Here is an 11,449-nt window from a genome sequence, read left to right on the forward strand (position 1 = left end):
TTAACTGAAGCCTACGTTGGTTAATACTTACTGAAGAGAGCAGTTCCAATAAAAGTGCGAAAGCGGTTTTCTCGGGAAATATGCGAAACAACCGGATAAGCGCAAGGTTTTCTCCGGGCAAAACGTGTGCTTTTCCCGAGTATCCCTCAGAACGAAGGGAGAGAAGCATTTCCGTCATTTAAAGTATGTCGCGCAAAAGTGTGCAGCGGTTGTCTAATCGCATTGCCGTAGTCAAGGTTATTTTGGCATTGGCATTGGCTCCGTTTTGAGAACGCGCAACGCGCCGTATTCGATTTGTTGGGCGAGTTGTCTTCAAAGCTGTCCAGCGCCGGGAGCAGGGTTGTCTGCGCGGTCGACACATGGTCGCCGCATAATGGGTCTCCGCAGGCAGGACCTTCCTATGTTTTGCGCGCAGTCTCAATGAGCTGCAGCCGCTACAGCGGAATGATCCGACCCACGCCCGCAGCTGGGACGCTCAGTGCCTCACATCAGGTTTGACGCGCTGAGGGAAGAAGGCCGACACTTCGCTTATGCAGCAGCACCGGCCGATCTGTCGAAGACGTCTCCTGTCTTGAGCATGCTGTGCATGATGACCGCAAGCTTTCGGGCGACCGCCACTGCAGCGCGCTTGAAGCCCAGCCGCTCACGCAGCTTAAGCCCCCAGCTTTTGAGACTGCTCTCGTTCCTGGCACTGGTTCTCGTGAGGATCACCGTCGCCGCTTCATAAAGCAGCGCCCGCAGATAGGGGTCGCCTCTTCGAGAGATATGGCCGTCATAGTCGACCTCGCCTGACTGGTAGCGCCGCGTTGTCAGCCCGAGCCAGGCGCCCACCGATCGCGACGTTTTGAAGTTGTCTGGATCTTCAATCGCAGCGACATAGGAGATGGCCGTGACGGCGCCGATGCCCGGGATCGTCATCAACCGCTTCGTCGCCTGGCTCTCCCGTGCTGCTGCGACCAGCTGGCGGTCAAGATTGGCGGCGCGCATGCGTATGCCGTGCCACGCCTCGAGCAGCGGCAATATGATCTTCGCAAGGCCGTCATTCCCATCCAGGAGTTGCCTCACATTGCCATCAAACACCCGACCTGTTCCCTTGGGGACGATAAGACCGAACGTCTTCATCACACCGCGGATCTGGTTGCTAAGCTGGGTTGAGATATTCAGGAGCTGATTGCGGGCCGCCACCAGCGTGCGTGTCAGCATGCTGTCGAAAGCCTTGACCCGGACGGCCTTATAAAAACCGGCTTCGGCCAGGTGAGCCAAGCCGTCCGCATCATTGCTATCGGTCTTGTTGAGCGTCTCGTTTAAGATCTTTTGTGCGTGCCGTGCTTCGATGCAGATCGCCGGCACGCCTTCCTTGATCAGCCCCCATGATAGAACCATGTCGATAACGGCCCCGTCTCGAAAACAACGCGCTTGGCGTGCGGGGCATGTTTGCGGATCATCTCGGCTACAAGTTTGGGGTCCGAAGCGCACTTCCCCCGCCAGATCCGCTTACCGTCCTGTCGGATTGAGATCGCAGTCTCTTTCAATGAAACATCAAGCCCGATATATTGGTCCATGGTTGCTCTCCGTTCGATGTTTGGGCCCGGTTCCAATCGTGAGCCCGTTTTTCCATCTTATCGGGGGCAACCACCCCTGCCATCATCTTATAAATATGACCTGGGGTGATCGCGCCGCGATTACCCCATGTTTTGCGACAACGACATGCGTAAGAACAAAGAGCTAAAGCGCGAGGGCGAATCTGAAAGATCGCGACGCGCTTTAGAGAAATCCGGAAATGCTCGGTGATCAGATGTGCCGGCCGATATCGTCGTCGCCGATGCCGGGTTCCTCGATCGTCAGCGTCCCGTATTTCCGCCGCCATTTCCGCGCGCCGAAGGGAAGCGATATGAGGTAGGCGGCAACGGTGAAGACCATCACCTCCCAGGTGTAGCTCATCAGCAGAGCCACGTAGAGCACGACGCCGAGCATCATCGGCAGCACGAGATCGCGCCGCAAGCGATTGCCTTCCGATTTTCCCGACCAGACCGGCAGCCGGCTGATCAGCAGGAAGGCGATGAGCACGGTGTAGATCGACGAGAGATAGGCGAAGGTGCGGTCCGTCGCCAGCCCGAGGAAGCCGAGATAGACCGGCAGCAGCACCAGCATGGCGCCGGCCGGCGCCGGCACGCCGACGAAATATTCCGATTGCCAGCTCGCCTTGTTCTCGCGTTCGGCCATGACATTGAAGCGGGCAAGGCGAAGCCCGGCGGCGATCGCATAGATCAGGGCGGCGATCCAGCCGAGCGAGCGCGCCTGGTCGAGCGCGAAGACATAGACGACGAGGGCGGGTGCGACGCCGAAATTGACGATGTCGGCAAGCGAATCCATCTGCGCGCCGAACTTCGAGGTCGCCTTCATCAGCCGTGCCACGCGCCCGTCGATGCCGTCGAGGAAGGCGGCGAGCAGCACCATGGAGACGGCGAGCTCGTAACGGTTCTCGAAAGCCAGCCGGATGCCGGTCAGCCCGGCGCAGATCGCCAGAATAGTGATGAGGTTCGGAAAGACGAGCCGGAGCGGGATTTCGCGCAGACGCGGGCCGCGGGCGGAATCATCCGGCCCATTGGGCTCGAAAGGCGGAAAAGGCGTTTCCATATCGCGTTCCAATCGTTCCTAAGGCAATTCCAGCAACAGTGCGTAGCGCTTCTGCACTTCCGTGAAAAGCTGAACCGCTCTAGCTGCGGCGGCTGATGACGGGACCCTTGGCGGAGGCGAATTCGGCGATGACGGTTTCTCCTGCAACCGCCGTCTGGCCGAGCGAGACGCGTGGCGCAGCACCGGTGGGCAGGAATACGTCGAGCCGCGAGCCGAAACGGATCAGCCCGAAGCGCTCGCCGGCATCCACCGGTTCGTTGGGGTTCGCCCAGCAGAGGATGCGCCGTGCGACGAGGCCGGCGATCTGCACGACGCCAATCTGGCCGTGCTGGGTTTCGATCACCAGCCCGTTGCGCTCATTGTCTTCGCTCGCCTTGTCGAGCTCGGCGTTGACGAAGCTGCCGGAGCGGTAGTTGATGCTGACGATGCGCCCGCGCATCGGCGCCCGGTTCACGTGGCAATTGAAGACGTTCATGAAAACGGAGATGCGCAGCATCGGCTCGGAGCCGAGGTTGAGCTCGGCCGGCGGGGTCACCATCTGGATCGCCGAGACCTTGCCATCGGCGGGAGAGATCACCAGGTCGTCATCCTGCGGGGTCACGCGCTCCGGGTCACGGAAGAAATAGGCGCACCAGAGCGTGAAAATCATGCCGATCCAGAAGAGCGGCTTGAAGATCCAGCCCAGGACCAGCGACGCGACGAAGAAGGCGGCAACGAAGGGATAACCCTCCTTGTGCACGGGGACGATCGTGTTGCGAACCGTGTTGAACAGGCTCATGGCTGCCGGTCTCCTTGCGTTTTCATTTTTGCTGGTTAGCGAAAAACCGTCTCTGGGGCAATGCTGTGGCCTCGGCCCTGGTTCCCGCGCCGGGGTTCTAAACAACAAAAGCCGGCCGGCGTCGGCTTCCGCTGTCAGCTTGCCGGAGCAAACCGCGTTATCACGCCGAGGTCGTCGCTTTCGCGCACCTGCTTCAGATGTTCCTCCGCCTGTGTCGCCTCGCGCTGGCGGTTCCACATCGAGGCATAAAGGCCGTTCATTTCGAGGAGGGCGGCATGTGTTCCGCGCTCGGCGATCTCGCCGCTTTTGAGCACGATGATTTCATCGGCGCTGATGACCGTCGAAAGCCGGTGGGCAATAACAAGCGTCGTGCGGTTCTTCGAAACCAGGTCGAGTGCCTCCTGGATTTCCCGTTCCGTCGTCGTGTCGAGCGCCGATGTCGCCTCGTCGAGGATCAGGATCGGCGGCGCCTTGAGGATGGTGCGGGCGATCGCCACCCGCTGCTTCTCGCCGCCCGAAAGCTTCAGCCCGCGCTCGCCGACCTTGGTTTCGAAACCCTCGGGCAGCGTTTCGATGAAATGCGCGATCTGCGCCACCTCGGCCGCGGCAAAGACTTCGCCGTCGCTGGCCGATGTGCGGCCATAGCGGATGTTGTAGGCGACCGTGTCGTTGAAGAGCACGGTATCCTGCGGCACCATGCCGATCACCGAGCGCAGGCTCTTCTGCGTCACCGTGCGGATATCCTGACCGTCGACGGTGATTGCGCCGCTCTGGATATCGTAGAAACGATAGAGCAGGCGCGACAGCGTCGATTTGCCCGCACCCGACGGGCCGACGACGGCAACCGTCTTGCCGGCCGGCACCTCGAAGGAAATGCCCTTCAGGATCGGACGGGCCGCATCATAGGCGAAGTGCACGTCCTTGAAGGAGATCGCGCCCTGGCCGATCCGAAGTTCGGTCGCATCAGGCGCGTCTTTGACTTCGGTCTGCACCTCAAGCAAATCGAACATCTGCTCGATATCGGTCAGCCCCTGGCGGATTTCGCGGTAGACGAAGCCGATGAAGTTGAGCGGTACGGAAAGCTGCAGCAGCATCGAATTGACGAAGACGAAATCGCCGACCGTCTGCTCGCCGCGCTGCACGGCCAGCGCCGACAGCACCAGCATGATGGTCGTGCCGATGCCGAAGATGACGCCCTGGCCGAAGTTCAGCCAGCCGAGCGAGGTCCAGACATCGGTCGCCGCCTTCTCGTAGCGTTCCATCGATTTGTCGAAGCGCTTTGCCTCCATCTCCTCATTGCCGAAATATTTGACGGTCTCGAAATTGAGGAGGGAGTCGATCGCCTTGGTGTTGGCGTCGGTATCGCTGTCGTTCATCGACCGGCGGATGGCGATGCGCCAGTCGGATGCGCGGATCGTGAACCAGATATAGGCCCAGACGGTAAAGGCGGTAACGGCGAGATAGGAGAAGCCGTAGCCCCACCAGAAGATCGCTGCCGTCAGCAGGAATTCGATGACGGTCGGGACCGAATTGAGGATCGTGAAGCGCACGATCGTCTCGATGCCCTTGGTGCCGCGCTCGATGATGCGCGACAGCCCGCCGGTCTTGCGCTCGAGATGGAAGCGCAGCGACAGCTCGTGCATGTGCACGAAGGTCCTGTAGGCGAGTTGGCGCACCGCATGTTGTCCGACGCTGGCAAAGAGCGCGTCGCGCAGCTGGTTGAGGCCGAGCTGGATCAGCCGGGTGATGTTATAGGCGATCACCAGCGCGATGGCGCCGGCCAGCAGCGGCGGCACCGAGCCGGCAAGATCCATCCTGCCGTTCAGCGCATCGGTCGACCATTTGAAGAAATAGGGAACGAGCAGCAGTACGAATTTGGAGATCAGCAGGTAGACCGAAGCCCAGACGACGCGCATTTTCAGGTCGGGCCGGCCGGCCGGCCACATATAGGGCCAAAGGTTGAGAAGCGTCCGCGGCAGGTTGGATTCCGAGACTGTTTTGCCGTTTGCCATGCTTGTCTCCAGCCCGGATGAGCTTGCCGCGATTACGGCGATTCGATGGCGGCAGGAGCGCGGAACCGGGACCTACCTGAAAGCGCTTCCCATATCCCGCAGCCGCCACCGCCAGATAGGGTGCCGGGCGGACGAATACAACAATTGCTGGGGTAAGGAAACGACGAGGCCGGGCGCTTATCCCGCCCGGCCCGTCGCGTTATTTTAGCAGCTTAGAGATGCTGGCCGGACATGCGCTTGCGGTGCAGCTCTTCGGCATTCGGCAGGACATCCTTCGGCAGGCCAAAAATCTGGCCAGGGCGGATGCGATCGGGATTGATGATCTTGTCCTCGTTGGCGATGTAGATCGTCGTGTAACGAACGCCGAGGCCATAGGTGCGGCGCGAGATCTGCCACAGCGTGTCGCCGCGGCGAATGATGACCGCCGCATTGTTTGCCGTCAGCGGCGCCTGTTCGATCGTCTTCGGCTGGTTGCTTCCGACATCGTTTGCAGATGGCGTTGCCGGCGCGGGTGCAGCGGTGAGTTCGGCGATCATCCCGCCCAGTTTTTCGAGTGCGGCGCCGACGGATTTCGCATCCCCAGGCAGGCCCTGCAGTAGCTTCAGCGCATTGCCGGCGACCTGCGAGGCCGAGCCGGACGTTTGCCTGAAGGCATCGGGCGCATCGGCCGCCGGACGGAAGTCGGCGACCGAGCGTAACGCGAACTCCGTTGCCGAGCGCGCCGCCGCGAGCTGTTCGGCGCCGGGCAGCTTGCCATCGGCAAATAGCCCCTTCAGCAGCCCGAAGGCCTTGCCGACTTCTGCTTTGAGTTTGCCGAGTTCGCCTTCGTCGAGCAGCACCATCGAGGAAGCACCGTTCGCCTCGGCGGGCGCCGATTGCGCGGCAACCCTCACCTGATCGCCGGCCGGGCGGTTGAAATTCACCGCCGCACGCACGATCACCTTGCCTGCGGGATCGACGACATCGACGCGGATCTTGTGGTCGCCGACCGAGAGCGCCACCACACCGTCGATCACAAAATGGCCGTCGGAGCCGGCCGTGTCCTGGCCGACGAGCCTGTCGTCGGCATAACCGATGACCTTGGCATTGGAGCGCGTCGTGCCGGCAATGAAGATCTTGTTGCCTTCGATCTCGACGGCATTGACCATCACGTCGGGCACATTCGTCTTATCAGGTGCGGCGGTACCGGGAATGGCCGGTGCCGTATCAGCGCCGCCGGAGGGGGTGGCCGTGAGGTTCGGCGTCTGCAGCGCCAGCTCGCCGGTTGCTGCAGATGTGGCGGCAGGCGCAGCAGGCGGTGGCATCGGGTTGGAAGCATCGGCAACTTCGGTTCCGGCCTTCGGCGCGGTAATGATGCGGCTCGCCGTGCCGGGTTTGGAAACCATGGCGAGCAGATTGGCGCCATTGCCATCCTTCGGCACGGAAATCGTCGCGACTTCTTCGGAAAGCGTGCTCTTGCCGTCCTTGCCCGTGAACTTGAGCACGAGCTGGTGGTCGCCGGCCGGAAGCGGATCGTCGAGAACGGCAGCAAAATCGCCGCTTGCATCGACATTGGCCGTCGTCACCACCTTCTCGCCGTCGAGCACCTCGAGCTTGCCGTTCGGCTCGGCGGAACCGGCAATCACCGTCGATCCGTCGGGCTCGACGCGCAATACGTCGAAGGCCGGAAGCTTGGGGCCGGTATTTTCCGCTGCCGTATTCGCCCCAGGGGCGGTCTCCGGCGCACCGGTCAGCGCAACCTCGGCCTTGGCGATCGCGGTAAGCGCATCGGCGATGTTCTCGGGCAGCGACCGGATGATGTCGAGCGCCTTCGCGCCACCGTCCTTGGCCTTGGCGGCAAGGGTCTGGGTCGCGGGATCGAGGCCCTCGGGAATGGTGAAATCGGCAAGCGCGGTCAGCGCGTTGACGGCTTTGGTCTTGGCGGCAGTGAAGACATCGATGGCCGGGCCTTTGCCGTCGGCAAACAGCGCCTTGAGCTCGCTGAGCGATACGCCGGCATCGGCCGAAAGGCGACCGACCTTGTCGGCGACCGCAGCCGCGTCGCCCACGGCGGAGCGCGATGTCTTTGCCGCCTCGTTAACCGTGTTCTTGACCTCCGTGCTCGCCTGGTTGATGGCGTCTCCGACCTTGGTTGCATCGCCGCCGATGCGCGGCATGACGACAAACACCATCAGTAGGATTGCGATTGCGAGGACTGCAAGGGCCAGCAAGCCGGCACGGTTCTTCATCATTATGTCTCCCAAGGCGGCAATTTGCCGTAATACCCAAAATTGCTAGCGATTCCCGTTGCTTTCCACAAGCATTCAAAGCAATTAGGCAAGCTAGGCACGCTGCTTTTCAGTCAATTTTCTTGACTGCATTGAAATGGAATAGTTGTTTTGCCCTCATGACCGAACAATCTGTATCGATTCGATCCATCTGCGTTTACTGCGGCTCAAGGCCGGGACGCGATCCTTCCCACATGGCGGCCGGGCGTGCTCTCGGAAGAGAGATCGCCGAATACGGCCTGCGCCTCGTCTATGGCGGGGGTACCAAAGGCATCATGGGCGCGGTTGCCAGCGGCGTGCTTTCAGGCGGCGGTCAGGTCACGGGCATCATTCCCGAATTCCTGATCGATATGGAAGCGACTCGCCACTCGCTCGGTCAGCTGAACGAACTCATTGTAACCCCTGACATGCATGCGCGCAAACACACCATGTTCGAGCGCTCCGATGCCTTCGTCGCGCTGCCCGGCGGCATCGGTACGCTGGAGGAGATCGTCGAGATCATGACCTGGGCACAGCTCGGCCGCCATGAGAAGCCGATGGTCTTTGCCAACGTCAACGGTTTCTGGGATCCGATGATGGAACTGATGCGCCATATGACCGAAGAAGGCTTCCTGCACACCGCCCACCGGGTGCAGCCGCTCGTCGTCGACGAGATCTCCGGCATCATTCCGGCGATCATGGCCCAGGCAGCCCAGCTCGCCGCCGATCGTGACGGTGAGGACGAGGTGATTTCGAAGATGTAGGCGGGCGCGCCTTTGGAGCAGTCCGGTTTTCACGGAAGCGCCGAACCGCTTCAAGCTTTTGTTTACGCAATTCCGGACGCAAAACCGCTGTGCACTTTTGCTGAAATTGCTTCTAGCGCCCCCGGCTTCCCTTCAGCATCGACCAGCTATAAAGGAACAGCCCCGCCCAGATCAGCGGGAAGGCGATCATGCGCGCCGTGCCGAATGGCTCGTGGAAGACGAAGACCGCGATCAGGAAGATCATCGTCGGCGCGATATACTGCATGATGCCGATCGTTGAGAGTTTCAAGAGCTTGGCGCCGTTCGCATAGATCATCAGCGGCACGGCGGTGATCACGCCGCAGCCGAGCAGCAGGATCGTGTCTGCAAGACCGGTGCGGTAGAGGTGGCCCTGGCCGCCGAATTCGAGATAGAGGATGTAGAGGAGGGCCGGCCCGCTGAGGATCAGCACTTCGAGGAAGAATCCCTGGTTCGGCCCGAGCGGCAGCGTCTTGCGCAACAGGGCGTAGAACCCCCAGCTGACCGCCAGCGTCAGCGCCACCCACGGGATGCCGCCGCTGTCCAGTGCGAGAATGGCGACGGCAAGCGCCGCAAGCGCGATCGCGGCGATCTGCAGCGGCTGCAGCTTTTCCTTGAGGAATACCGCGCCGAGGAAGATGCTGAACAGCGGATTGATGAAATAACCGAGTGCTGCATCGAGCGAATGGCCGGCGCCGATCGCCCAGACATAGGTGCCCCAGTTGACGGTGATCAGCGACGCGGTCAGCGCCGCCATCGCCAGCATGCGCGGCGAACTGAGTGCTGCGCGGATATCCTGCGTGCGCCCGAGCACGATCAGCACGAAGCCTGCCAGCGGCAGCGACCAGACGATGCGATGGGCGATGACCTCGGCCGGCGAGATATGCGCCACCGCCTTCATGTAGATCGGCAGGAAGCCCCAGAGCAGATAGGCAGTCAGCGCGAAGGCGAACCCGCGCGGACTGTCTTCGTTCTTGGCCAACGGAACGGATGCATCGGTCGACATCGGTGTTTCCATCTTTGTTCTTCTTCTGATCGGCCTAGCTTAAGCGCCGTGAATAGGCCAATTCATTTCGTTGAATGAAGGGTGAGAGGATTTGAAGCGGAGACGACGCAATGATCCGGCTCCCTGCGGTGGAAGGCGGAGTCCGAAGGAAGCGAATAATATTCGGGCGAGGGCTGGGAACCCCGTCGCCGAGCCGCGGAATAGGTTTATTCCGCCGCGATCTTGCCCGCCAGCTGCCGGTTCTTCATCAGCTTGTAGATGACCGAATCCATCAGCGCCTGGAACGAAGCGTCGATGATGTTCTCCGAGACGCCGACGGTCCACCAGCGCACGCCGTCGCTGTCGGTGGATTCGATCAGCACGCGGGTGATCGCCTCCGTGCCGCCATTGAGGATACGCACCTTGAAGTCGGCGAGCACCAGATCGTCGATCTCGTGCTGGTACTTGCCGAAATCCTTGCGCAGCGCGAGGTCGAGTGCGTTGACCGGGCCTTCGGCATCGGCAACCGACATCAGCGTCTGGCCGTCGATGGTGATCTTGACCACCGCCTCCGAGACGATCTTCACTCGGCCGAGACTGTCGAAGCGGCGCTCGATCATCACGCGGAAGCCTTCGATCGTGAAGAATTCCGGGATCGTACCGAGCGTGCGGCGCGCCAGCAGCTCGAAGCTCGCATCCGCACCCTCATAGGCATAGCCGATGGATTCACGTTCCTTGACGATCGAGATCAGCAGGTCGAGCTTGGGATCGTCCTTGGCGACCTCGATGCCGCGCCGTTTCAGCGCATTGATGAAGTTCGCCTTGCCGCCCTGGTCGGAGACCATGACCTTACGGAAGTTGCCGACGGTTTCCGGCGGCACGTGTTCATAGGTCCGCGGATCCTTGAGCAGGGCCGATGCGTGGATGCCGGCTTTGGTGGCGAAGGCGGAAGCGCCGACATAGGGCATCTGGTGGTCGGGCGAGCGGTTGAGCAGCTCGTCGAAGGCATGCGAGAGCCGGGTGAGGTTGAGCAGCCGCTCCTCGTCGATCGCCGTTTCGAAACGCGTATTGTAGGCGCTCTTCAGCGCCAGCGTCGGGATCAGCGTCACCAGATTGGCATTGCCGCAGCGCTCGCCGATACCGTTGAGCGTGCCCTGGATCTGCCGGACGCCGGCGTCGACGGCGGCAAGCGAATTGGCGACCGCCTGGCCGGTGTCGTTATGCGCATGGATGCCAAGACAGTGGCCGGGAACGCCTGAGGCGATCACCGCCTCGACGATGGCGCGCACCTCGGGCGGCTGCGTGCCGCCATTGGTGTCGCAGAGCACGACCCAGCGGGCGCCGCTCTCATAGGCCGTATTGGCGCAGGCGAGCGCATAGGCCGGATTGGCCTTGAAGCCGTCGAAGAAATGCTCGCAATCGACGATCGCCTCCTTGCCCGCGCCAACCGCCGCCTTGACGCTTTCGGCGATGCATTCGAGGTTTTCCTCGTTGGTGCAGCCGAGCGCCACCGCGACATGATAATCCCAGCTCTTGGCGACGAAACAGATGGCGTCGGATTTTGCCTGCAGCAGCCCGGCAATGCCGGGATCGTTGGAGACCGAAACGCCTGCCCGCTTCGTCATGCCAAAGGCGACGAAACTGGCCTGGCTGGTGCGCTTCTCGCTGAAGAAGGCCGTATCCGTCGGATTGGCGCCGGGATATCCGCCCTCGACGTAATCGACGCCGAATTCGTCCAGCATGGCGGCGATCGCAATCTTGTCCTCGACGGAGAAATCGATGCCGGGCGTCTGCTGCCCGTCCCGGAGCGTGGTGTCGAAGAGATAGATGCGTTCTTTCATGTCGTTTCCTCCCGCCAGGCGGGTTGTTATGGAGTGCGGATGCTGCCCCTCATCCGGCTGCCGGCCCCGTCATGACGGGGAGAAGGGATATGCCGCACCGTATCGCGGGGCACGTCCCCTCTCCCCGCTGGCGGGGAGAGGGTTAGGGTGAGGGGCTGCCCCCAATGC

At 61.6% G+C, this 11,449-nt stretch carries 7 protein-coding genes and 1 pseudogene; 1 reads left to right on the forward strand and 7 read right to left on the reverse strand.

What is annotated here, in order from left to right:
• Positions 1–528 precede the first annotated feature (528 nt).
• The 5 genes and pseudogenes from BA011_RS03485 to BA011_RS03505 form a co-directional block, all read right to left on the reverse strand.
• A pseudogene (locus BA011_RS03485) lies at positions 529–1,562 on the reverse strand (IS110 family transposase).
• Positions 1,563–1,791: 229 nt separating this feature from the next.
• Entirely contained in the window at positions 1,792–2,637 is an 846-nt protein-coding gene (gene pssA / locus BA011_RS03490; protein WP_003558134.1) for a CDP-diacylglycerol--serine O-phosphatidyltransferase, read from the reverse strand.
• Positions 2,638–2,716: 79 nt separating this feature from the next.
• Positions 2,717–3,652, reverse strand: a complete 936-nt coding sequence (locus tag BA011_RS03495) for a phosphatidylserine decarboxylase (RefSeq protein WP_257785306.1) — start codon at positions 3,650–3,652, stop codon at positions 2,717–2,719.
• On the reverse strand, positions 3,550–5,427 hold the full coding sequence (locus tag BA011_RS03500) for an ABCB family ABC transporter ATP-binding protein/permease (RefSeq protein ID WP_065279461.1): 1,878 nt from the start codon (positions 5,425–5,427) through the stop codon (positions 3,550–3,552). Before BA011_RS03500 ends, BA011_RS03495 begins: the two co-directional genes overlap by 103 nt.
• Before the next feature lie 212 nt (positions 5,428–5,639).
• Positions 5,640–7,658 carry a LysM peptidoglycan-binding domain-containing protein gene (locus tag BA011_RS03505; RefSeq protein WP_065279462.1) on the reverse strand — a complete coding sequence of 673 codons (2,019 nt, stop codon included), beginning with the start codon at positions 7,656–7,658 and terminating at the stop codon, positions 5,640–5,642.
• A gap of 155 nt (positions 7,659–7,813) precedes the next feature.
• Between BA011_RS03505 and BA011_RS03510 the strand changes: the two genes are divergently transcribed.
• Entirely contained in the window at positions 7,814–8,437 is a 624-nt protein-coding gene (locus BA011_RS03510; RefSeq protein ID WP_003558142.1) for a TIGR00730 family Rossman fold protein, read from the forward strand.
• A 112-nt stretch (positions 8,438–8,549) separates the two neighbouring features.
• On the opposite strand, the gene rarD is transcribed toward BA011_RS03510, so the two are convergent.
• Positions 8,550–9,461: an EamA family transporter RarD gene (gene rarD / locus BA011_RS03515; RefSeq protein WP_027665239.1), complete on the reverse strand. Its 912-nt coding sequence runs from the start codon at positions 9,459–9,461 to the stop codon at positions 8,550–8,552.
• A 206-nt stretch (positions 9,462–9,667) separates the two neighbouring features.
• A complete protein-coding gene (gene cimA, locus BA011_RS03520) occupies positions 9,668–11,281 on the reverse strand; it encodes a citramalate synthase (RefSeq protein WP_065279463.1) in 1,614 nt (537 codons plus the stop codon).
• Positions 11,282–11,449 lie beyond the last annotated feature (168 nt).

The sequence above is a fragment of the Rhizobium leguminosarum genome (genome assembly GCF_001679785.1).
Taxonomy (GTDB): Bacteria; Pseudomonadota; Alphaproteobacteria; order Rhizobiales; family Rhizobiaceae; genus Rhizobium; species Rhizobium leguminosarum_R.

Coding starts and splice junctions, on each gene's coding strand:
- pssA (WP_003558134.1), bottom strand. CDS start 2,637: ATGGAAACGCCTTTTCCGCCTTTCGAGCCCAATGGGCCGGATGATTCC.
- BA011_RS03500 (WP_065279461.1), bottom strand. CDS start 5,427: ATGGCAAACGGCAAAACAGTCTCGGAATCCAACCTGCCGCGGACGCTT.
- BA011_RS03505 (WP_065279462.1), bottom strand. CDS start 7,658: ATGATGAAGAACCGTGCCGGCTTGCTGGCCCTTGCAGTCCTCGCAATC.
- BA011_RS03510 (WP_003558142.1), top strand. CDS start 7,814: ATGACCGAACAATCTGTATCGATTCGATCCATCTGCGTTTACTGCGGC.
- rarD (WP_027665239.1), bottom strand. CDS start 9,461: ATGTCGACCGATGCATCCGTTCCGTTGGCCAAGAACGAAGACAGTCCG.
- cimA (WP_065279463.1), bottom strand. CDS start 11,281: ATGAAAGAACGCATCTATCTCTTCGACACCACGCTCCGGGACGGGCAG.